General features: G+C 38.2%; 25 protein-coding genes. 14 read left to right on the top strand and 11 right to left on the bottom strand.

Annotation, left to right across the window (positions count from 1 at the left end; translation table 11 throughout):
* Window positions 1–194: 194 nt before the first annotated feature.
* Window positions 195–1004, top strand: a complete 810-nt coding sequence (locus ES711_RS08905) for a THC0290_0291 family protein (RefSeq protein ID WP_246139158.1) — start codon at window positions 195–197, stop codon at window positions 1002–1004.
* Between the two features lie 68 nt (window positions 1005–1072).
* On the opposite strand, the gene ES711_RS08900 is transcribed toward ES711_RS08905, so the two are convergent.
* Window positions 1073–2212, bottom strand: coding sequence for a cystathionine gamma-synthase (locus ES711_RS08900; RefSeq protein WP_146892713.1), 1140 nt, complete (start codon window positions 2210–2212; stop codon window positions 1073–1075).
* A 97-nt stretch (window positions 2213–2309) separates the two neighbouring features.
* On the opposite strand from ES711_RS08900, the gene ES711_RS08895 reads away from it, so the two are divergent.
* Window positions 2310–3035, top strand: coding sequence for a DUF3298 and DUF4163 domain-containing protein (locus ES711_RS08895; protein WP_170245251.1), 726 nt, complete (start codon window positions 2310–2312; stop codon window positions 3033–3035).
* A 46-nt stretch (window positions 3036–3081) separates the two neighbouring features.
* Window positions 3082–3438, top strand: coding sequence for an arsenate reductase family protein (locus tag ES711_RS08890; protein ID WP_146892709.1), 357 nt, complete (start codon window positions 3082–3084; stop codon window positions 3436–3438).
* 5 nt (window positions 3439–3443) lie between these two features.
* Here ES711_RS08890 and ES711_RS08885 read toward each other — a convergent pair whose 3' ends face one another.
* Entirely contained in the window at window positions 3444–3926 is a 483-nt protein-coding gene (locus ES711_RS08885; RefSeq protein ID WP_146892708.1) for an acyl-CoA thioesterase, read from the bottom strand.
* A 196-nt stretch (window positions 3927–4122) separates the two neighbouring features.
* Here ES711_RS08885 and ES711_RS08880 point away from each other — a divergent pair, with 196 nt between their 5' ends.
* The 3 genes from ES711_RS08880 to nadD are packed head-to-tail and all read left to right on the top strand — an operon-like array spanning window position 4123 to window position 6248.
* Window positions 4123–4980: a YicC/YloC family endoribonuclease gene (locus ES711_RS08880; RefSeq protein ID WP_146892706.1), complete on the top strand. Its 858-nt coding sequence runs from the start codon at window positions 4123–4125 to the stop codon at window positions 4978–4980.
* 46 nt (window positions 4981–5026) lie between these two features.
* The gene (gmk, locus tag ES711_RS08875; protein ID WP_146892891.1) at window positions 5027–5620 is read left to right on the top strand and encodes a guanylate kinase; all 594 of its coding nucleotides are present in this window, start codon (window positions 5027–5029) and stop codon (window positions 5618–5620) included.
* A gap of 46 nt (window positions 5621–5666) precedes the next feature.
* Window positions 5667–6248 (top strand): nicotinate (nicotinamide) nucleotide adenylyltransferase, encoded by a 582-nt coding sequence (nadD, locus tag ES711_RS08870; RefSeq protein WP_146892705.1) that lies wholly within the window; start codon window positions 5667–5669, stop codon window positions 6246–6248.
* A 184-nt stretch (window positions 6249–6432) separates the two neighbouring features.
* On the opposite strand, the gene ES711_RS08865 is transcribed toward nadD, so the two are convergent.
* The 3 genes from ES711_RS08865 to ES711_RS08855 form a co-directional block, all read right to left on the bottom strand.
* Window positions 6433–8232, bottom strand: coding sequence for a hypothetical protein (locus ES711_RS08865; protein ID WP_246139157.1), 1800 nt, complete (start codon window positions 8230–8232; stop codon window positions 6433–6435).
* A gap of 309 nt (window positions 8233–8541) precedes the next feature.
* Window positions 8542–8901 (bottom strand): YraN family protein, encoded by a 360-nt coding sequence (locus tag ES711_RS08860; protein WP_146892703.1) that lies wholly within the window; start codon window positions 8899–8901, stop codon window positions 8542–8544.
* Between the two features lie 264 nt (window positions 8902–9165).
* Window positions 9166–10185 (bottom strand): S66 peptidase family protein, encoded by a 1020-nt coding sequence (locus ES711_RS08855; RefSeq protein WP_146892701.1) that lies wholly within the window; start codon window positions 10183–10185, stop codon window positions 9166–9168.
* Window positions 10186–10345: 160 nt separating this feature from the next.
* Here ES711_RS08855 and metG point away from each other — a divergent pair, with 160 nt between their 5' ends.
* The 4 genes from metG to ES711_RS08835 all read left to right on the top strand — a co-directional run bounded on the left by metG (window position 10346) and on the right by ES711_RS08835 (window position 16301).
* Window positions 10346–12427, top strand: coding sequence for a methionine--tRNA ligase (gene metG / locus ES711_RS08850; protein ID WP_146892699.1), 2082 nt, complete (start codon window positions 10346–10348; stop codon window positions 12425–12427).
* Between the two features lie 78 nt (window positions 12428–12505).
* Window positions 12506–12973, top strand: a complete 468-nt coding sequence (locus tag ES711_RS08845; protein ID WP_146892698.1) for an META domain-containing protein — start codon at window positions 12506–12508, stop codon at window positions 12971–12973.
* An 87-nt stretch (window positions 12974–13060) separates the two neighbouring features.
* Window positions 13061–13846, top strand: a complete 786-nt coding sequence (locus ES711_RS08840) for a copper resistance protein NlpE N-terminal domain-containing protein (RefSeq protein ID WP_146892696.1) — start codon at window positions 13061–13063, stop codon at window positions 13844–13846.
* 328 nt (window positions 13847–14174) lie between these two features.
* Complete coding sequence (locus ES711_RS08835; RefSeq protein WP_146892887.1) at window positions 14175–16301, top strand: Tex family protein; 2127 nt, start codon at window positions 14175–14177, stop codon at window positions 16299–16301.
* A 1-nt stretch (window position 16302) separates the two neighbouring features.
* On the opposite strand, the gene ES711_RS08830 is transcribed toward ES711_RS08835, so the two are convergent.
* The 3 genes from ES711_RS08830 to ES711_RS08820 all read right to left on the bottom strand — a co-directional run bounded on the left by ES711_RS08830 (window position 16303) and on the right by ES711_RS08820 (window position 18370).
* Window positions 16303–17262, bottom strand: a complete 960-nt coding sequence (locus ES711_RS08830) for a calcium/sodium antiporter (RefSeq protein WP_146892694.1) — start codon at window positions 17260–17262, stop codon at window positions 16303–16305.
* Window positions 17263–17440: 178 nt separating this feature from the next.
* Window positions 17441–17944 (bottom strand): hypothetical protein, encoded by a 504-nt coding sequence (locus tag ES711_RS08825; RefSeq protein WP_146892692.1) that lies wholly within the window; start codon window positions 17942–17944, stop codon window positions 17441–17443.
* A gap of 81 nt (window positions 17945–18025) precedes the next feature.
* Window positions 18026–18370 (bottom strand): hypothetical protein, encoded by a 345-nt coding sequence (locus ES711_RS08820; protein ID WP_146892690.1) that lies wholly within the window; start codon window positions 18368–18370, stop codon window positions 18026–18028.
* Between the two features lie 148 nt (window positions 18371–18518).
* Here ES711_RS08820 and ES711_RS08815 point away from each other — a divergent pair, with 148 nt between their 5' ends.
* Together ES711_RS08815 and ES711_RS08810 are read left to right on the top strand one after the other, a co-directional pair.
* Window positions 18519–19469: a hypothetical protein gene (locus ES711_RS08815; RefSeq protein WP_146892688.1), complete on the top strand. Its 951-nt coding sequence runs from the start codon at window positions 18519–18521 to the stop codon at window positions 19467–19469.
* Window positions 19470–19537: 68 nt separating this feature from the next.
* Entirely contained in the window at window positions 19538–20440 is a 903-nt protein-coding gene (locus tag ES711_RS08810; RefSeq protein WP_146892686.1) for a histone deacetylase family protein, read from the top strand.
* A gap of 79 nt (window positions 20441–20519) precedes the next feature.
* On the opposite strand, the gene ES711_RS08805 is transcribed toward ES711_RS08810, so the two are convergent.
* Entirely contained in the window at window positions 20520–20855 is a 336-nt protein-coding gene (locus tag ES711_RS08805; protein ID WP_146892685.1) for a single-stranded DNA-binding protein, read from the bottom strand.
* 182 nt (window positions 20856–21037) lie between these two features.
* Between ES711_RS08805 and ES711_RS08800 the strand changes: the two genes are divergently transcribed.
* Window positions 21038–21682, top strand: coding sequence for a spermidine synthase (locus ES711_RS08800; protein ID WP_146892683.1), 645 nt, complete (start codon window positions 21038–21040; stop codon window positions 21680–21682).
* A 60-nt stretch (window positions 21683–21742) separates the two neighbouring features.
* On the top strand, window positions 21743–22093 hold the full coding sequence (locus tag ES711_RS08795) for a hypothetical protein (protein WP_146892681.1): 351 nt from the start codon (window positions 21743–21745) through the stop codon (window positions 22091–22093).
* An 11-nt stretch (window positions 22094–22104) separates the two neighbouring features.
* Here ES711_RS08795 and ES711_RS08790 read toward each other — a convergent pair whose 3' ends face one another.
* The gene (locus ES711_RS08790) at window positions 22105–22842 is read right to left on the bottom strand and encodes a hypothetical protein (protein ID WP_146892680.1); all 738 of its coding nucleotides are present in this window, start codon (window positions 22840–22842) and stop codon (window positions 22105–22107) included.
* Between the two features lie 40 nt (window positions 22843–22882).
* Window positions 22883–23377, bottom strand: coding sequence for a CBS domain-containing protein (locus ES711_RS08785; RefSeq protein ID WP_146892678.1), 495 nt, complete (start codon window positions 23375–23377; stop codon window positions 22883–22885).
* Between the last annotated feature and the right edge of the window lie 9 nt (window positions 23378–23386).

The raw sequence follows: 23386 nt of genomic DNA, 5'->3' as shown, positions 1-23386 counted from the left end.
ACACGAAAATTATGCTAAGAAATCGATTGCGTTCAAAGTTTTTTTGACCTCTGTTCCCAAAACATGAAATAACTAAGGATTTTTTAACGTTACCTAAAGCAACTGGCAATACTCCCCTATGAATCTTTAGTTTGTAGGTTACGTCGGTTTTCCTATATTTGTTTTGACCAATCATCGTAACTACAATCGAGCATATGACGCTTAAAATAAATCAGTTAATCTTTTTAGCGCTTTTTGCTTTAAGCTCTTTAGCCGGATTTGCTCAACTAGGTTTTTCTCATGAAATTGGAATTATTGCCGGCCCAGTCGCATTTCAGTCCGATTTTGGCCAGCGCTATGATTTCGATACTAATTCAGGTAACACAGGCATTGGCATCGGTTTGATCCACTACATCAATTTTTCTTACCGCGCAGATTGCTCCTGCTATACCACTGACACATATTTTAACGACCACTTTAAGTTAAGAAGTGAGATTTCATGGAATTCTACTGAACTCAACCATTTTGGGGAATGGGTCAAACCCTCTAGAAGCGGCCCCAATGTGGAAAAATTAAGAGCCCATTCTGGTCGGGCCACCAATTTAGATCTAGGCATGCAATTGGAATACTATCCATTTAGTATCAGGGCATTTTCTGTTCAGGTTGGGTCTTGGGCACCCTTTGTCAGTTTGGGAGCGCATTTAACCAAATACTACCCAAAGGTAGCGACATCGTACGGTGACCAAGATGTGACTAATCTGGATAATTTCTATGGTCCATGGCACTATCCTTACGGACGGGTAGACAATAACTTTGTAAATGTGCACAACGGCACTACTTGGTCAGTAGTTGGCAGTGTTGGCACCCGTTATAAATTATCAATTCTTTCCGATTTAATGGTAGATTTGAGATGGCAGTACTATTTTAGAGATAACATTGATGGTTTAGACCATCAGTTAGATTCAAATAAAGCGAATGACTATTTAGTATGGTTAAATTTTGGCTATATTTATTATCTCGATTAGCTTTAAAATCATCCCACATAATAATGTCCTTAGCTTAAAGTCGGCAAATCTTACAAATACGTCGCGCTCTACCCTATTGCCTGTTTCAGATCGGCAATCAAATCCTCTTCGTCTTCAATACCTACACTCAAACGGATTAACGAATCTACAACTCCAGTCTTTTCACGTACCTCTTTAGGAATACTAGCGTGGGTCATACTCGCAGGATGCCCCGCAAGGGATTCTACTCCGCCTAATGATTCTGCCAAGGTAAAAATTTGTAGCCGTTCAATAATTTTAATAGCTTCGTTATACTTGTTTCCTTTTGTCGTAAAGGATACCATTCCTCCAAAATCCTTCATTTGCGCTTTTGCAATTGCGTGGTTGGGATGGTCCTCGAACCCTGGCCAATACACCGCTTCAATTTTAGGGTGGTTTTTTAAATATTCAGCAACTGCTTTTCCATTTTCGCAATGCCGTTGCATTCTGATATGCAACGTTTTAATCCCTCGCAACACTAAGAAACTGTCTTGAGGCCCACAAATGGCACCACTCGCATTCTGTATAAAATATAAGCGATCGGCTAAAGCTTTATCGTTTACTATCAGCGCTCCCATAACCACATCACTATGGCCTCCTAGATACTTTGTGGCAGAATGCATGACGATATCGGCTCCCAAATCTAAAGGTTGTTGCAAGTAAGGCGTCGCAAAAGTATTATCCACCGCCAATAAAAGCTGGTGTTCTTTTGCCACCGCCGCTGTGGCTTTAATATCAATAATAGTCATCATCGGATTGGTTGGAGTCTCTACCCAAATCAACTTGGTGTTTTTATTAATATAAGAAGCTATGTTGGCTACGTTTTCCATGCCCACATAGTGGAATTTAATTCCAAACCCTTCAAATATCTTCGTGAACAATCTATACGTGCCACCATAAAGGTCATTGGTAGAAATGACTTCATCGCCAGATTTCAAAAGCTTTAACACCGCATCAATCGCCGCCAAACCTGAACCGAAAGCCATGGCATGGGTTCCGTTCTCAATGCTTGCCAACGCATTCTCTAAAGCCGTCCGTGTTGGATTGGCACTTCGGGAATATTGGTAACCCTTATGTCCGCCAGGCGTAGTTTGCGCATAGGTTGTGGTTTGATATATCGGCGGCATGACGGACCCGTAAGCCTTATCTGGTTCTTGATTTCCGTGAATGGTTTTTGTGTTGAATTTCATAATATCAATTTTTAATGCTAACAAATTTAACCTTTAATTGGTTGGATTCGAAAGGATGTAATACCTTTATTGAATGTTTAATCAAACCCTATCTCCCTTGAAAAAATTAAGTTATTTACTGTTGATTGCCTTAGTGGTAACCGCTTGTAATGAAGATGTCAAACTAAACTTTGAAACCCAACATATCGAAACATCAGCTGATGCGGAGATTGCGATTAATTATCCAAAGGCTATCGGCACTAAAGCGGTGGCAGAAAAAATAAATCAGAAGATTGAACACTCTATTGCCAATGAGATGAATATGGCAGAAACCACTGAACACAACATGTCCTTAAAGGATGCGGTTTCTGAATTTGACAAAGAGTACAAATCCTTTAAAAATGATTTTCAGGACACCAGTCAGAAATGGGAAGTAAAAGTTGATGGGAAGGTACTTTACGAATCTGCCGAAGTTATTTCAATCAGCTTAAAATCTTACATAGATACTGGCGGTGCGCACGGCAACAGCCGATTGACTTACTTAAATTTCAATCCTGAAACAGGAGCACTTTTAGACGAGGACGATATTATAAGTAATCCTAGCGAATTTAAGGCTGTGGCCGAAAAAGCCTTTAAGGAACAAACAAAACCTGAAAATGCAGATGAAACTATTGAAGATTTTTTCTTTGGCGAAGATTTTCAGATGCCTTCTAATATAGGATTTTCAAAAGAAGGCTTGATCCTACTCTACAATAACTATGAAATTGCCGCTTATACCCAAGGGGCGACAAAAATTGTATTGCCTTATAACACGGTGAAAGGCTTATTGCATATAAATCCGTAGGTCAGTTGCCTCTTAATTACAATCCACCAACCACAACCCTTATATTTTGAACACCATTTACCATTTAAAAAGCTGTAGTACCTGCGTCAGGATTATCAAAACGTTGAATTTACCCTCAGATGTGATATTACAAGACATTAAAAGCCAACCCATAACGCCCAGCCAGTTGGAAGAACTACAAAAATTGGCGGGTAGTTACGAGGCACTCTTCAGTAAACGCGCACAACTTTATAAGACCTTAGGTTTAAAAGATCAAGTGCTCACTGAAGATGATTACAAAAACTACATTCTTGAACATTATACATTTTTGAGCAGGCCCGTCCTAGTGTACAACAACCAAATTTTTATTGGCAATAGCCCTAAAACAGTTGAAGCTGCCCAAAACGCGATTCATAGGGGTTAACAATCTTAACTCAACCTAACCGGTTTTTTTCCGAATTTTCGCGTGTCTTCTTTGGTTAAGGTTCTAAAATCAGCCGATATTGGAAACGTATCCATTTCCGTTAAAAATTCTGACGGTAAGGCGGATAATTCCCGCGTTTTTAAATTGATCCAAGCTCCCATAAGCTCACAAGATGCTAAATTCTCACCTTTATGATTGTAGATATTGTGCTCAATTTCAAAGAACATTCCATCCTCACTCAAACCTTTTACTTCCAAGCTTACTCTGATAGGCGTGCCTAAAAAAGCTTCTTTAAAATAGTAGATGTGTTCATAAAAAACAACTGGGCTTATCTTAAATTTAGCCAGATTGGACAATGAAAAGTTATGGTCTTCAAAAAATGCCACACGGGTATGACTCATAAAATTTACATAAGCTGAATTGGCCAAATGCCGGTTGGCATCAACATCGCTCCAGCGTATTTCAAAATCCTTTAGGTAGGTTTTCATAGTTTTCGTTTTAGGATCAGTGCACGTCTTCAATAAAATTCAAAATCAAATCAGCCTCAAATTTATTTTATCTTTTCATGCTTTATCCACCCGTAAATTTATAATATTTTAAGCTTTTAGCTACAATTCCGTCTACTTATTACTCTTTCAAACCTGATGATTTTCATTACCTTTGTGCAACTTTTAAAATCAGTCCATGATACAATCCATGACAGGCTACGGGAAATCAGTTTTACAACTTCCGTCCAAAAAAATATCTATTGAAGTCAAATCTTTGAACAGCAAAAACCTCGATTTGAACACCAGAATGCCGTCTTTATACAGGGAAAAGGAGCTCGGTATTCGCAAATTGATCGCATCAAAATTAGAACGTGGCAAAGTAGATTTCTCCTTGTACATGGAAATTACTGGCGAAGAAACCTCAACCCAGATCAATAAAACAGTTGTAAAGCAATACATCAAACAGTTAAAGGATGTTGTAGATGGTGATGAAACTGAATTGCTGAAAATGGCCATTCGATTACCGGATGCGGTGACCACGGAGCGCGATGAGATGGATGAGGATGAATGGGATGAGATTGCGGCTGAAATTAATACGGCCTTGGATAAAATTCAGCAATACCGTTTGGATGAAGGCAAAAGCCTAGAATCCGAGTTTTTTGATCGGGTTAAAAATATAGCTGATTTGTTGGACGAAATCATTGCCATGGATCCTGAGCGCATTGAAGGCGTTAGAGAGCGTTTACATAAAGGGGTTGCCGAGTTGAAAGAGAAAGTAGATGAAAACCGTTTTGAACAAGAATTGGTGTTCTACATTGAAAAGTTTGACATTACGGAGGAAAAAGTGCGTTTAAAAAATCATTTGGAGTATTTTGTTTCAGCACTTAATAGTGACGATTCCAACGGCAAAAAATTAGGCTTTATCAGTCAAGAAATGGGTCGTGAAATCAACACCATTGGCTCAAAAAGCAACTATGCTCCTATGCAAAAATTAGTAGTCCAAATGAAGGACGAACTCGAAAAAATAAAAGAACAATTATTGAATGTACTTTAGGAAATAGAGTATATAGAATGACATTAATATAGCATTTGTGACCAAAATTAAAGACATTACCCCCCAAGGCAAACTCATTGTATTTTCTGCACCTTCAGGCTCTGGTAAAACCACCTTAGTACGACATTTACTGCAGCAGGAAGAATTAAATTTAGAATTTTCAATTTCTGCCACCTCTAGAGAGAAACGCGATAATGAAACCGATGGAAAAGATTACTACTTTTTAGATGCGCAAGCGTTTAAAAATCGCATTAAAAACGACGAATTTCTGGAGTGGGAAGAAGTGTACCGCGACAACTTTTACGGTACCTTAAAAACTGAAGTAAAGCGTATTTGGGCAAATGGTAAAAATGTTATTTTTGACATTGATGTGTCTGGAGGCTTGCGAATTAAACGAAAATTCCCAGAACAAACCATCGCTATTTTCGTGAAACCACCGAGTATTGACGAATTGAAGATTCGTTTAAAAAAGCGTCAAACGGAAACCAACGATAAGATAAATATGCGCATCGCCAAAGCTTCGGCTGAATTGGCAACTGCGCCGTTATTTGACGTCATCGTCATTAATGATGATCTGGATAAAGCGATTGAGGAATCTTACAAATTGGTGTCTGATTTTATAAATACACCTGAAGATTAATTAAAGCTTATTATCATTTTTCAAAATTACATTGTAAATTATACTTATGAAGATCGGACTCTACTTTGGCACATTTAATCCCATTCATATTGGCCATTTAATTATTGCCAACCATATGGCGGAACACAGTGATCTGGACCAAATTTGGTTTGTGGTCACGCCCCAAAGTCCATTCAAGGTAAAAGCGAGCATGCTCAACAATCACGATCGTTTGGAAATGGTTTACCGCGCTACAGAAGATTATGACAAATTGCGCCCTAGCGATATTGAATTCGGCTTGCCTCAGCCTAATTACACCATCAACACGCTCACTTATTTACAAGAGAAATATCCTCAGTATGAATTTGCCCTAATCATGGGCGAAGACAATCTTAAGAGTCTTCACAAGTGGAAAAATTACGAATTGATTTTAGAAAACCACAACATTTACGTCTATCCAAGAATTTCTGAAGGAGTGGTTGAATCTCAATTTGACCAACACCCAAAAATTCACCACGTGGCTGCGCCCATAATGGAAATCTCTTCCACATTTATCAGGAAATCGATTAAAAAAAGGAAAAATGTGCAACCTCTGTTGCCGGAATCTGTGTGGAAGTATATTGATGAGATGCGTTTTTACAGCACATAAATGCCTCTCCGCCAAGTCCTACTTGGTGAGAGACATTTGACAATCACTTTAAATATTGCTGATTTTTAAGCAGTACCGACTTTCCCTTAAAAGAGATTAATTTCCCAATAAAGAATCCCAACCTTTTGTATAGGCAAGCTCCATTTATACCTTTTAACACGTTTTGTTTCCGAAGGGATGAAATTTAAAGTACGGGAATTTTAATCGTATGTATCTCATTCTTACTAGTTATGAGTTCAGATTGAATATTACGATACTCTACAGTACCTGTGTTTTCAAAAAGCTGTTGGTAATACCCAACACCATCTAACAAATTAGATTTAAAGGCCGACCATTTTTTTATGCTCTTAATAGATAATTCATCAGTATACGTGGCTATATCGTTTTTTAAATACGCAACATACATCTGTAATTCTTTAACAAACATATTTGGTCTGTAAGTCTCTGAAAGCACTGTTGTTTTTCCATAAATGTGTCGTATCATTTCAGACAACGAGACTTCTTTATCAAAATAGGCCAAATTAGGTCCTGGACAAATGACCACACCCTGTTGTTGTCCTTTAATTGGAATATCATTTTCAAGATAAGAAGCATTTGCCAGGCCAACACAAAGACAGGATTTTTCAGTAATCTTAGTTTTAGCCATGTCATAGGTAGACGTGGTCATCGATTCCTTTCTAGCAGCAAGCGCGTCCAACTTAACATCTTGATACTTTTTGGAAGCCGTACAAATTCCTTCAGGGCCAAATTCCTTGCTCAAAGCTAAAAACTTTTTAGGACAAGAACTTCCCGCTTTGTTATTTGTTATCCGCTGTTGTTTATAAAATTCATTAGAAGAGCCCTTAATGGTGTTAAATGGCACTCCTAACGGAGAAATATCGCTCAGATATAGATCTGATTCTTTGGCTTCCGCCAATAATTTCCGCGTATCTACGTCTACAGATGTGGCTTCTGGAACCAGCAAAAATGGACTTCCCCAACCTACAGAATCAACCTGGTAATTGGCAATTAAAAAATCGTGTTCAGCAGCGGTTCCCACACCGCCTTGTACGGTAACTTTAACATCTAGCGGGGCGCTAGGAATTTCGATCTGTTTATCTGCCAAAGCCTTTACAAAAACAGCATGTATATCTTGTTGTAATTCTTCCTTTTTAATTTTAAACTCCTCTAAAATGGGTCCGAGCAAGAATCCTTCAGTGGCGAAAGCATGTCCACCACAGTTCAAGCCAGATTCAATGCGATATTCTGAAACCCACAACCCTTTTTTAGCCAGAAATTTTCCTTGAATCATTGCTGACCGATAGTCGCTGACCTTTAATGTGATTTTCTTTCTCAAACGGTTTTGAGTGTCTGGATAGAAATCTTTAAAGTTTTCAAAATAGCTATAAAGTCTTGGATTCATTCCGGCTGAAAGCACCACTGACGACTCCAAATTACTGTTGGCAAAACCACGAAGGGATGCATGCGCATCATTAAATTCTATAGGTAATTGCTCCGTGCCTTTAAAGTTATCTTTGTCAATCTTTGTCATAATGTTCACATCAATATCACCAGGCTGCATGTGCTCATCAAAATAGTTTTTAATGGTCTCCTTAACGAACAATCCCTCTTCGATCATCTTAGAAAGTCCATCCTTTATGCTCGATTTATTAGGGAGCATGTCTATGAAATTTTCCAAAACTAATTTGCTTGCTGAGACTTCTTCTTTAAACTTTATAAACTTATCCTTGACAATAGTATCTACTAAATTGAGATATGCTGTGATCCGCTTGGCGCGATAATCCTCAACCTTTTGAGATATTTCTTGGTAGGGCAAATTGAATTTCTGACTATAAAAAGCATTCATTTTTTCCAAAAGATCATCGTCAATAATACTTATGACGGACGAGATGCCGTATTGGGCCACTCTGATTGGACTATCTATAGTATATGCTAAACCCATTACAGGAATATGAAAATCATGGGTCTGTTTCGACGCTATCATAATAGGGATATTTTAAAATAAACAAGCGCCAAATATGAAACATTTTATACCATTATAATATGACAATTATCATACATCCTAAATACTAACCAAATGATTTCAGGATCACTACCCATTTATAAGGGAAGATGTTTAATTCTTTTCAATTTCGGCACTGCGTCAAAAGCATGTCAATGCGATCACACAAAAGAAAACGAAAATGTGGTGTGAGGCAAGCAATATAGAAAGTTAAGTATTTGTTAATCAAGGTTAAAAAGATTTGAGCAGAGAATTTGGCCATGGTGTTTTGGGCATGTCAGACAAGAGGGCTTAAAAATGGTAAAACGCATTCTCATAGTGCGTGAGTTCTTCCCTGTACTTATTTTTTAGAACGGCAATAATATCAAAGCGCGACTCCAAGTCGAGATCATTTTCAATTATATAGGCATCCATGGCTTTGACCAATAATTTGATTTTACTCGGCGTGACAAAATCTTGAGGATCGCCAAAAAAGTCAGAATTTCGAGTTTTGACTTCCACACAAATCATCATATTTTGATGCTTTGCAATGATATCTATTTCCGCTTTTTGATAAAAATAATTGGTGTATACAATCTCGTAACCTTTGGAGATCAAATATTCTAAGGCTAGCTTCTCGCCTATTTTCCCGAGTTCATTGTGTTGTGCCATGTTTTAGTATTCAGTTGGCAGTTCTCAGTTGGCAGTTTTCAGTTGGCACTATTCAGTTTGCAGTCCTCAGTATCCAGTCTTCGGGTGCTCTTCTCTCTTCTCTCTTCTCTCTATTCTCACTTCACACTTCTCACTTCACACTTCACACTTCACACTTCACACTTCACACTTCTCACTTCACACTTCACACTTCTCACTTCTCACTTCTCACTTCTCACTTCTCACTTCTCACTTCTCACTTAAAATTGTCTTACAAAAACTACCCTAATTTCTAAATTTCAACGTACTCGCCTCCTTACCTACAGAAAGTTCAACAGTATGACCCAGGATGAGTGCCCGATTGTCTTCTTCATGACCTGCTGGCATTTTAAAAGCAATAGGAAAATTGTATTCTGATAAGGCATCTAAAATTAATTGCTCAATAGAACTTCCCCATGGCGTGGTGTTTTTTCGGACTTTAGAAAAATCGCCCACAATCACACCTTTGCAGTTGTCAAAATATCCAGCCCGCTTTAAACTTTGCAACATCCGGTCTACGCTGTAAGCATATTCCCCAATTTCTTCGATAAATAAGATCTTTCCTGAAACGTCAATGCTGGTTTTAGACCCTAACATACTGTATAATAAGCTCAGATTTCCGCCTACCAATGGCGCTGTAACGGCTCCTGGTTTATTATAGCCTGAGCCTTCTAAACTATAACTTAAAGGCTTTCCGAAAAGCGCATCCTTAAAAGTTTGCACGGTTTCCTTAATGTCACTTAAATCTTCAGTTACACTCACCGCCATCATGGCGTGCATAGACTCAAAACCCTCTACATTCAATTGGCTGTGCAGGGCCGTGATGTCAGAATAGCCGATGACCCATTTCGGATTTTTTCTGAATTTTGTATAGTCTAATTTATCAATAACTCGAATGGTACCATAACCCCCACGAGCGGCCCAAATAGCGCTAACTGTGGGATTATCCATCGCTTCCTGAAAATCAGCACAACGTTCAGCATCAGTACCCGCAAAATGATTGCCATCAGAAAAAACATGTTTCCCTACAACAGTGTGCAACCCCCAACTACTCAACAAATCTTGGGCGCGTTTAATTTCCGCCGTTCGGTTTTTTAAAATTCCAGATGGCGCGACAATAGCCACGGTATCACCAACCTTTAAATAAGGGGGTCGGACCAGGTCATGCTGATCTTTAGATATTGTTTGTTGTTGTGCTGAAAACTCTTGAGTTCCAAACAGCAGTGCTAGGCAAGTTATAACGATGGTAAAGGTGATTTTCGACATAATGTAAAAATACATTTTTTTTCTAAATCGAGGTCAAATTGTGTATTTTTGTGCGGTCTTTAAGAAGACAGATCTCAGGTTCTATACTGTAGAAACCAGAACAGATTTAAAATTAATAAAAATCCACTCGACTTCGCGCGAGCACATATATTTCACAACAATGAACCATCCAAAACGCTATACCATTACCGCTGCATTGCCCTACACTAACGGCCCCATCCATATTGGCCATTTAGCGGGAGTTTATGTGCCTGCAGATATTTATGCTCGTTATTTAAGACTTGTTGGAAAAGACGTCGCATTTATCTGCGGAAGCGATGAACACGGTGTGCCCATTACCATTAAAGCTAAAAAAGAAGGCGTAACACCTCAAGATATTGTGGATAAATACCACGCCATCATCAAAACATCTTTTGAGGATTTTGGAATTAGTTTTGACAACTATTCACGTACTTCTGCCAAAATCCATCATGATACAGCCCAAGAGTTTTTTAAAACTTTGTACAACAAAGGCGAATTTATTGAAGAAACTACGGAGCAATTATATGATGCTGAAGCTGATCAGTTTTTAGCAGATCGTTTTGTAACAGGTACCTGTCCTAAATGTGGAAATGAAGAAGCGTATGGCGACCAATGTGAAAAATGTGGCAGCAGTTTAAATGCCACGGATTTAATTAATCCTAAATCGGCAATTACCGGCAACGTGCCGTCATTAAAGCAGACTAAACATTGGTTTTTACCATTAGATAAGCACGAAGCATTTTTAAAAGAATGGATTTTAGAAGGCCATAAAAAAGATTGGAAACCCAATGTTTACGGTCAAGTTAAGTCGTGGATTGACGATGGCTTACGCCCAAGAGCAGTGACTAGAGATTTAGATTGGGGCATTCCTGTACCGGTTGAAGGCGCTGATGGAAAAGTATTGTATGTGTGGTTTGATGCGCCAATTGGCTACATTTCCTCAACTAAGGAATGGGCTGATCGGGTTGGAAAAGATTGGGAACCGTATTGGAAAGACAAGGACACAAAACTGGTGCATTTTATAGGGAAAGACAATATCGTATTTCATTGTATTATTTTTCCAGCCATGTTAAAAGCGGAAGGCTCTTATATTCTCCCAGATAACGTGCCGGCCAACGAATTTTTGAATTTGGAAGGCAACAAACTCTCCACTTCCAAAAATTGGGCGGTTTGGTTACCTGAATACTTGGAAGATTTTCCAAATCAGCAGGATGTGTTGCGTTATGCCTTAACGGCCAATGCGCCTGAAACCAAGGATAATGATTTTACCTGGAAAGATTTTCAGGCACGAAACAATAACGAATTGGTGGCTATTTTTGGAAACTTTATCAATCGTGTGGTGGTGTTAACTGATAAATATTACGATGGTGTAGTGCCGGAAGCATCAGAATTTAGCACAGTAGATCAGGAAACTTTAGCCGCATTAAAAGCTTATCCAGATGTCATTGCCAGTTCTATTGAGCGCTACAGATTTAGAGAAGCGAGTCAGGAATTATTAAATCTTGCCCGTTTAGGAAACAAATATTTGGCTGATGAAGAGCCCTGGAAATTGGTAAAAACCGACGAAGTTCGTACTAAGACCATCATGTTTGTGGCCCTTCAAATTGCATCTGCTCTAGCCACCTTAAGTGAACCATTTTTACCATTTACGGCTGATAAATTAAAATCGATCCTGGGCATTGACGCAACTGAAAATCCAGCAAATAATTCCTGGAAGGATATCACTTCTAAAGACGTCTTGCTTCCAACAGGGCATCAAATTGGAAAAGCAGAACTGTTATTTTCAAAAATTGAAGACGATACCATTCAACAGCAATTAGACAAATTAGTAGCCAGTAAAAAAGCGAACGAAGTGGCAAATAAAAAAGTTGAGCCTCAAAAAGACACCATCACTTTTGAAGATTTTTCAAAATTAGATATGCGTGTAGGTACCATAATTGAGGCTGAAAAAATGCCAAAAGCTAATAAATTACTGGTGTTAAAAGTGGATACCGGGATTGATGTGCGCACCATCGTTTCAGGAATTGCAGAAAGTTTTACTCCAGAAGACGTAATTGGAAAACGCGTCACGGTATTAGTCAATTTGGCGCCAAGAGCTTTAAGAGGTGTGGAAAGTCAGGGCATGATTTTAATGACCGAAGCTGAAGATGGCGCATTGGTATTTGTAAATCCGGATACGACAACGGGAGCAAAAGTGCCTAACGGATTGCATATAAGTTAAAAAGGGACTTTTCTTTTTTAACATAACTTAAAACAGTTCATTATCTTTGAGTAACATTATCACATAACTTTATACATTATGAAATACGTTTTAGGTTTATCGCTTTTATTTTGTCTCTTCCTATTTAATTGTAAGACTCAAGATGCGCCACAAAAACAAACTGACACGAGTAGTCCTTCTAAAACTGATGTACAACTCGTAGGAGCAAAATGGATTTTAACCAAACTCAACGGAGATGTTGTGAACTTGAGCAACACTGAGTTACAACAGCCTTTTATACGCCTTACATCCAAAGACAATGGTGTTGGCGGGACTGGGGGTTGTAATCCTTTTGGCGGGACCTTTAAGCTAAAAGCCAATCAGACTATTGCGTTTTCTGAAATGTTGGCCACCATGCGCTATTGTGATGATAATGGTATTGAAAGCGTTTTTATGGGCAATCTTCGTAAAGCGGTCAGTTATACAATTATTGATAACGAATTAACTTTTAAAGACGAAAACGGTTATGTGCTCTCAACTTTTGAGTCCGTCGATGACAAAAAATAGCCTGAACGCAACCTGCTAAGGTTCATTCAAATAATTCCGATTAGCGTTTAATTTCAATACTTCCCGGTAAACTCAAAACTTAAACTTATGAAAAAATCACTTATATATAGTCTCTGTCTTGCCTTAACCTTAGTTGTGTTCAGTTGCAATTCCGGAACTAAAAAAGACACACAAACTACAAACCCTTCTGATATGGAGGCGAAATCAGACACTAGTCAAAACTCTTTAGATTGGGTAGGAACTTATGAAGGTACCGTACCCTGTGCTTCTTGCGAAGGCATCAAAACTGTCGTCACCGTTAATGACGACAATACTTATATGATAAAAGAGACCTACTTAGGGACGGAGCCAAGCGTTAATGAATCTAAAGGCACTTTTAAATGGGATGATGAAGGTCAGCGTCTCTTATTATCTGATGCCAAAAGATACCCTTATTTTGTTGGAGAAAACACCCTAACCTTATTGGATGCAGACGGAAACAGACCAACAGGCGATTTAAAATCGGCTTATGTGCTGCAGAAAGTTACGGATAAATTAGTGGGCGAGAAATGGCATTTGGTGGCTTTTAGGGGCAAGAAAATTCAACTTCAGGAAGCTAAAGGTGGACATCCATTTATAGAGTTTAATGATGATTATACGATTCATGGGTATACGGGATGTAACGATTTGCAAGGCGCTTATGATGTTGGGGATGCACTAAAAATCAGTTTTTCTAAATTGATCAACACCTTAAAATCATGTCCTGAAATGGAAACCGAAAATGAATTGATTAAAACCCTCACCAGCACCGCATCTTACGGTTTTGAAGACCGCGCTTTAGTCATGTATGATAAAGAACATCAAAAATTGGCCACATTTAAGGCTGCCAATTAAGTCTAAATTTTCAATTTATAGATTCTAAAACATTGTTGTCCGATAAAGAATCAAGACCGCTGCGCTGTTAGAATAAAGAATTAAGACTTGTTTGCAACTAACTGACAAATAACGATCATTTAAATTAAAATCGCACATTCCCTCTCGGTAGAAATAGTTTCTAAAATGCAAAGTCTCATTTCGGAAATCTTCTAATGTCCCTTGCTTTAAATGAGTTTGTTAATTTATTATTTATTTTTATCGGACACTAATGATTCTAAAACTGTTTGAAACTTCAAGCAGTTTTTTTTATCTTCCTATCTTTGCCAACCAAATTCAAAGCCAACCGATGCAGTTGATTTCCTATATTATTGCCCAGACCAAACTTCCAGAATCTTCCGTTAAAAACACGGTTGAATTATTAAACGAGGATGCCACCGTTCCGTTTATTTCGCGATACCGTAAGGAACGTACCGGAAATCTTGATGAAGTTCAAATTGGGGATATTGTAAAATTTAAAGAACAGTTTGAAGCGCTTGAAAAGCGAAAAACCGCCATCCTAAAAGCAATTGAAGAACAAGATGCGCTCACGCCTGAACTGCGCCAAAAAATTGAGAGCATTCAAGAATTGACGGCGTTAGAAGATCTCTACCTTCCTTTTAAGAAAAGCAGAAAGACGAAAGCGGAAACCGCACGGCAACACGGCTTGGAACCTCTGGCCAAAATACTGATGAGTCAAAATCCGTTAGACATTGAATCTTTGGCTCATAAATATGTCAAAGGTGATATCGCTTCTGCGGAAAATGCTTTAGAAGGCGCACGGCACATTATTGCAGAATGGATCAATGAGCGTACCGATGTCAGAAACAATATACGTCAGCAATTGGAGCGTTTCGCTATGATTTCAACTAAGGTTGTCAAAGCAAAAGCTAACGATGATAACGCACAAAAATTCCGCGATTATTTCGACTGGGAAGAAGGATTGAGTCGCATCCCATCCCACAGATTGTTAGCCATTTTACGTGCGGAAAGTGAAGGCTTTATCAAGTTTAAAATTAATATTGATGATGATAAAGCGCTCTCTAAAATTGAAGACCGTATTGTGCGCTCCAATAAGGCCTGTGCAGACCAAATTAGAATTGCCATTCAGGATGCTTATAAACGCTTGTTATTACCCTCACTCTCTAATGAAGCGCTCCAAAATGCTAAGTTAAAAGCTGATGAAGCGGCTATTTCTGTCTTTGCTAAAAATTTGAAACAATTACTGCTCGGCTCTCCTTTGGGAGAACAACGCATTCTGGCCATCGATCCCGGATTTAGATCAGGTTGTAAAGTGGTGTGTTTGGATGCGCAAGGCGGCCTGCTTTATAACGAAACCATTTACCCACATCCACCAAAAAATGACACTTTAGGTGCGATGAAAAAGATAAGTTCTTTAAGCGAGGCCTATAACATTGAGGCAATCGCTATTGGAAATGGTACCGCATCTAGGGAAACCGAAGCTTTTATCAGAAAAATTAGATTTAAAAACAATATCCAGGTTTTTGTGGTGAGTGAAGCTGGCGCCAGTATTTATTCCGCTTCAAAAATTGCCCGAGACGAATTTCCAAATTATGACGTTACCGTGCGTGGGTCAGTATCTATTGGGAGACGCCTGCAAGATCCGTTGGCAGAATTAGTTAAGATTGATGCCAAATCCATCGGCGTTGGGCAATACCAACATGATGTCGATCAAACAAAACTGAAAAAAGAATTGGATGTTGTGGTGGAAAGTTGCGTGAATGCTGTTGGAGTCAACTTGAACACAGCCAGTACAAGTTTATTGAGCTATGTGTCGGGCATCGGTCCTAAATTGGCAGAAAACATCGTGAATTACCGCGAAGAACACGGCGCATTTACCTCTAGAAACGCCATTAAAAAAGTACCGCGGTTAGGCGGAAAAGCTTTTGAACAGGGCGCAGGATTTTTAAGAGTTAAATCGGCCAAAAACCCATTGGACGATTCTGCAGTGCATCCAGAAAGTTATCCTATTGTTGAACAAATGGCGAAAGATTTAGGTAAAAAAGTGGACAATTTGATTGGCAACACGGCTGAACTCAAAAAATTAGATTTAAAAAAGTATATCACCGATACTGTGGGACTTCCCACCTTGCAGGACATCATTAAAGAATTGGAAAAACCAGGCTTGGATATTCGGGAGCAAGCCAAAGTGTTTACCTTCAATCAGAACATCAAAACCATCAATGATGTTGAAGAAGGACAATTGTTGCCAGGCATCGTAAATAATGTGACCAATTTTGGAGCCTTTGTGGATATCGGTATTAAAGAAAGTGGCTTGATTCATGTGTCCAATCTTTCCGATTCGTTTGTGAGTGATGTCAACACCCACGTGTCCTTACATCAACAGATTATTGTTAAGGTTTTAGAGGTGGACGTACCGCGAAAGCGCATCCAACTAAAATTGCACAAACCCTAATCTATTGTATTTCTTGAAGCACGAGATAGGTGGTATATCCAATAAATACGGCTAACAATACTCCAGATTCCCAACGGTCTAAAATCTTTTTTTTGCCGGTAAACATGGCGACAAATAAGAATAAGGTACCACCTACCAGAAAATAAATGTCCGTGTTAAACACGGGACTAAATTCAATTGGACGGACCAGAGAACTTATGGAAAGTATCAGGAAAATATTGAAGATATTAGAGCCAATAATATTTCCTATGGCAATATCACTGTTCTTTTTAAGGGCCGCAACCACACTCGTCATCAGTTCTGGCAACGACGTTCCAGCCGCAATAATAGTAAGACCAATAATCTTCTCACTCACGCCTAAATTGCTGGCAATAGACACAGCGTTATCGACAATCAATTTCCCGCCAATCACCAAACCAATCAATCCCAATACAATAAATCCCCATATTTTATAATTAGAGGCCGTAATGACTACCACGTCTTCAGTCGTGGAGACATCACTTTTCATCTGCTTGTAAATGTAAAATAGAAAGGACAGAAACAAGATGAGCAAGATGATGCCGTCAACTCTCGACAAGCCTATATTGCCAACTACATAGCCGTTGGCCAGTATCAAAAACACCAAAGCAGCCACCAAGGAGATGGGAATTTCTTTCCAAACTGTAGAGGATTGCACGGCAATGGGAAATATAAGCCCGACAATTCCTAAGATCATAAACAGGTTAAAATTGTTACTGCCGATAATATTGCCCAATACTATATCCGAATGATTTTCATAAGAGGCTACAGTATTTACTACCAATTCTGGTGCTGAAGTCCCGAATGCCACAATGGTTAACCCGATGGCCAAATCTGGAATCTTATTCTTTTTAGCCAAAAGTGTGGAGCCATTAACCATCCAATCTGCACCCTTAATAAGAAAGATAAAACCTAAAACAACTAAAAAACCAGAAAGTAACATAGCTTATATTATGAAGTAAATGTAGTGGAAAAATTGACACAACACAGGCCGTCCAAATTATTTTCTAAACTAGTTTCAGATAAGACATTAAGACTTCCACGAAGACGAAAAAGAAAGTAAAAGCCACTTCTATTTTACAATACAAATGAAATAGAAATGGCTTTTTAAGTGACGCACATTATGCGGCTACATTCTTACTTTTAGAATTTCTTTGCTTTTCAATGAATGCCAACCATTTTTCGGCACGCGCCTGCTCTTGATTTTGCGAGAAATTATCTTCAGCATTAAACAAAGTCAGGACTTCAGGTTGACGATTTGAGATAAAGCTAAACTCCAAATCGAGTCTAGACAACTCAGAATACTGCTTATCACCATTGGTATAATCTTTAGTAATTTTAGTAATGCTGCATTTTCTGACCTCATCCAAATTAATCTTTTGGATTTTAGGTTCTGGATTTTGTGTATTGATATACAATAGTATATTTCCGTGTTCCTGATGCCCCAAGCAAGTATTATTCCAGATGTCTTGGGTTGTAAATTGCACATTGTTTGCTTTTGCAACAGCATCAAAAGTTTTTTTGTTTTTCGACATTCCTGATTTATCTGCTAAGACGAATAAAACTACGGGTACGATAACGAGTAATGATACAAGGATCATCACCAAATTCATTGATATATGCATTGGTTTAAATTTTAAATTATTGACAGACGGATTAGGGTGTAATGAAACACCTCATGTTTTATTTTTTAAAAAAATAAGTGTCTATGTAAACCAGTGAAATGGGAAAATAATGGCTTTTGTAGATAGTTTGACCACTATTTGCTGGCCAATAGCGTAATATGAAAGCTGATAGTTTAAAGGCGTAATGTTGTTTTCACTAGGCTTATAAGGCTGTGGAATAAGTTTTACTCCTGGAACTTCATAGGTAAACGATTGATTGAAGTCAATAACCGCATCAAAAGTAAACGGCACATGGTCATGATCCTGTGACGCTACAATAGTATCCACTGGCATATAAGATGACACTGATGAAGCTGTCAGATCAGAAGACCCTAGCAACATCACCCATCCTAAAACATAAAATATGGCGCCTTTAATAGTGAACATTATAACATTCTAAAGTACAAAGGTATATCAATGTCATGTTAAAAAATCCAAAACAAGTTAATTTTATTTCCTTACAATTAAATAACGTTACCTTAACATGTGATGGTAGGAACAGAAATACATTTGCTTAAATAAAATACACATTCCTATGGAATTAATGATTGGAGCTATCGGGTTTATAATTTGTGCCTATGCTGTAATTGCAAACGACGTGATCCAAACATTGGGCACGTTTATGGCCTCCAATCACAATTTAAAATGGTGGTGGTTATGGCTGTTTGCTGTTACTATTTTATCTGCCACTTTAATCTATGGATGGGTGACCCACTCGGGTGACGTTTCCTATGGTCGATTGCTTAATATTCCTCTACCCGAAAACATGGAATGGTGGCTTTTGTTAGCACCTTTAACTTTATTAGTTATTACGAGGATAGGAATTCCTGTCAGCACCACGTTTATGATTCTTAGTGTGTTTTCCACTGGTCAGATTATCGAAAAGATGATTTTAAAATCGGTTTATGGATACGCATTGTCTTTTGTTTTTGCCATTGTGGTGTATGTAATCATTTCGAAAAAATTTGAATCGCCTTTATCCTTAGAAAAGTTAGACAAACATTCCCGCAAACACTATTGGTTGGTAGCCCAATGGATTTCTACCGGGTTCTTATGGTCGCAATGGCTCATCCAGGATTTTGCCAATATTTTCGTTTTTCTTCCGCGACAACTTTCGTTGACTGAATTACTGTTAGCACTGAGTGTTATTCTCGTACTTATGGCTTATATTTTCAAGAAACGAGGCGGCAAGATTCAAGAAATTGTGAATCAGAAATCGAATACCAAAAACATCCGATCTGCAACCATCATCGATCTTATCTATGGAGTTTTCTTGTTCATTTTTGGAAACCTCAACACCGTTCCAATGAGCACTACTTGGGTTTTTATAGGGATTTTGGCGGGTAGAGAATTGGCAATGACGTATTTGCTCAACAAAAATAAAATCAAATACACCTATATCATTATCGCCAAAGACTTAGGAAAAGTAAACATCGGATTAATGGTCAGCGTGGTTATTGCATTTATCATTCAATATCTAAAATAGATTTTATAATTTGCGCATTTCTGTTTGAAGACCAATACAAAACAAGTTCAGTCGTAAGTTAAACTCTCATGCTTAAAATAGCATTTCATCCTATTTACAAACATTCGTTACCTGAAGGTCATCGGTTCCCGATGCTTAAATATGAATTGTTGCCAGAACAATTAATATATGAAGGCACCTGCACCAAGGCCAATTTTTTTGAACCTGTAGTTCCAAATGATGCTCCAATTTTAAGAGTGCATACCCCCGACTATTACAATCAACTTAAAAATCTAACCCTCGATGCCAAGGCGGTTCGGAAAATCGGATTTCCATTGAGTGAGAGCTTGGTAAAACGCGAGGTGATGATTGCCGATGGCACTATGAAAGCAAGTGAATTTGCTCTAAAATTTGGCATCGCGATGAATATTGCTGGTGGCACTCATCACGCTTATTCTAATAGCGGCGAAGGGTTTTGCATGCTAAATGATCAAGCTATTGGCGCCCGTTATTTGCAAGATAAAGGCTTGGCTAAGAAAATCTTGATTGTTGATTTGGATGTGCACCAAGGCAATGGTACCGCAAAAATTTTTCAGGATGATCCTTCCGTTTTTACTTTTTCTATCCACGGGAGGGGCAATTATCCCTTCAAAAAAGAAGAAAGTGATTTGGACATTGCGCTCGAAAATGGTTGTGACGACGACACCTACCTTTCGATTTTAAAAGACTCCTTGCAAAAATTAATTACTGATGAACAACCCGATTTTATCTATTATCTGAGCGGGGTAGATGTGATTGCTTCCGATAAACTAGGAAAATTAAGTTTATCTATAGAAGGATGCAAAGCGCGCGACCGCTATGTCCTACAAACCTGCAAAGACCACAACATTCCTCTAATGTGTAGTATGGGCGGCGGCTATTCGCCAGATATCAAAATAATTATTGAAGCACATGCCAACACGTTTCGATTGGCTCAAGAGCTCTATTTTTAAAAATAATAACCAAAAAAAATTCCAAGCCCCAACTGGTACCAATTGGAATTTGGAATTTTATACTATTGGGATTGGCGTGTTATTTCCCTCCCAACATCAGCAGTTCATTACACTGAATTTCTGTCATATACTGCTTATGTCCATCTTTGTCATCCCAAGAGCGGTTGGTCAATTTGCCCTCAATGGCGATCTCCTTGCCTTTGGCGACATATTTTTCAACCACGTCTACCAATCCACCTCTAACAACTACGTTATGCCAATACGTACGCTCCACTTTGGTGCCACTTTTGTCTTTGTAACTGTCATCAGTAGCCATAGAGAATTTAGCAATTTTGTTTCCATCAGGGAAACTTACGATTTCTGGATCTTGTCCTAATCTTCCAATCAACTGTACTGTGTTTCTTAATGCGTTCATGAGTTCTAAAATTTAAAGGTTAAACAGTTAATACTATTGAATATCGTTCGGTCAATTCAACATGGCAAAGATGTGACAGGATCCTAATGTTAATCGGTAGTTAACTATTTAAAATCGTTTGTAAATATTTGTAGTCGTTTGTAAACGGGTAAATCAGACCATTAAAACACTATATTTGAGTCATGGCAAAGCTTCTCAGTTATTTCTACCCTCTTACAAAAAAAGTGCACTCAGACCATAGTGGCACTTTAGAAATTACCTGGTACAATGGCAGAAAGCATCTCGACACCAAAAACGCCAATTATTCTTATGGCTCCTTACAACGGATTTTAAAATTTGGTTTAGAAAAAATCAATCTAAAGCAAGTCAATTCTGTTTTGCTTTTAGGTCTAGGAGGCGGCAGCGTAGTTGAAACTTTGCGCCACGATTTTTCATATTCAAAAACCATTACGGCCGTGGATATCGATCCCGTAGTAATTGATATTGCCAAAAACGAATTTAACTTGAAAGACGATGCGCATTTGCATGTAGTTTGTGAGGATGCATTACATTATATGCAGACCAACAATAATCGTTATGATTTAATCATCATCGATTTATTTATTGATACGGAAGTGCCTATGCCCTTTTTAGCGCTCCCGTTTTGGAAACAGGTTCTCACGGCTTCAACCAGTAACGGCGCCATCTTGTTTAATGCCTCCTTAGAAAAAACAAAAAGTACTGCGCTTATTGCAGTGATTGAATTTTTAAAATCCCATAAATATCACACGGAAGTCTTTGAAAAAGTCAATAACACCAATACCCTGATTCTTTCAAAAGGATTGTAATTTAAAATACAGAAAGAAAGTATATCTTTAATACCCTAACAACAACCTCAAACCCATAACATGAACAAAGAATGTTTAGAATGTGGCGACAAGATTATCGGGAGAACCGATAAAAAATTCTGCAGTGATGCCTGTAGAAATTCCTATAACAATACCATCAATAAAGACAGCAAAAACCTTATTAGAAACACCAATAACAGGTTGCGTAAAAATTATCGGATTTTGGAAAGTTTAAATCCAGAGCAAAAAACAAAAGTTTCCCGTGGGAAACTTATCGAAAAAGGTTTTGATTTTAACTACTTCACAAGCATCTACACCACCAAGATAGGTACGGTGTATTACTTTGTTTATGACCAAGGCTATTTGCCTATTGAAGGGGATTATTATGCCTTGGTTAAACGGGAGAGTTAGTTTTACAGATCCTATTGATATTCAAACTGACTTATGTATATAGCAGATTTATCATCTTCAATTTTAAAAACTCTTTGTTCTGAATCAAAAGTGTATCGGTAATCATAAAAAGACATAGGAACGCTATAATCATCGCCTTCAAACGGATAAACTTTTTCAACACTAAAGATATTCGTAAAAAACGGCTTGTAATCTATTCTTAAAATCCCAATGGATTTAATCAGATTTAAAGGATTTCTTTTACTTGTATCATAATCTAAATACTCAATTTTCGTCTCCCCGTCAACATTTAATGACTGTATGTTCTTATTAGAATCATAAATTAGGCTTATATGGCGCTCATGACTGGTGTTAAATTGGGTTTTATAAGACGTAAGCATATCGCCATCAAACGTAAACTCTGCTATTTTTTCGTCTTTTGCATTTAACACTTCTGCAACATTGTTAGTCCACAAAATTGATTTATGAACCATTCCATCGCTAATCTCTTTAACCAACTGACCTTTAGTGTTATATTCAAAATAACTAACCCGACTGTGCTGAGGAAAAAGGAAGTTGGTGTAATCTTCCGAAATTACTTTGCCTTCTTCATCCATTGCGTAATTTTGTCTATACACGACTTTTGAAGTATCGTTTTTCTCCATCAAAGTATAGGTAAGCGTGGAAAATGTTTCGGGCGGCTCGTCTGCATCTTTTGGAGAACAGGTTAGCAACACCAAACCACAAAGACATAAAACAAAGTTTCTCATGAAATTTTCTTCCAAATAATTAAAAGTTTCTTAGGATTGATTATCCGTTATTACTTGTTCGAGTGGTTGAATTCCAATTATCCCCCTTCATTTCTAAGGCGGCCATTAAAATATCCTTTTGACTGATTTGCCCCACTAATTTGCCGTTCTCTAAAATCGGGAAGCGGCGGTGTTTGGATTCTAAAAACACGTTGGCAGCATCAAAAACATTCATATTCCCGTCTAAAGTTTCTACATTTTTAACCATGCGCTGTTCCACGGTATCATCTTCCATAGGCATATTGTAATACCTGCTTTCGCTAATTTGTTTTAAACAATCGCCTTCTGATATTATTCCGACCAATTCATTTTGGGCGTTAACTACGGGACCACCCGAAATTTTATTCTTAATCAGGATTTCTACCACCTCAATTACTTTCTGATCGGTTCTAAATGTAATCAGGTCTGTGGTCATATAATCGCACACTCTACAAGGCAACTGTGTGGTGCCTTTTTGCTGCTGCTTTCGTGCGCCTTGAAAACTCTTTATCGCCATAACTTATTA

It is taken from the genome of Gelidibacter salicanalis (genome assembly GCF_007997285.1).
GTDB classification, from domain to species: Bacteria; Bacteroidota; Bacteroidia; order Flavobacteriales; family Flavobacteriaceae; genus Gelidibacter; species Gelidibacter salicanalis.
This window is presented reverse-complemented; position numbering and strand designations above follow the sequence as displayed.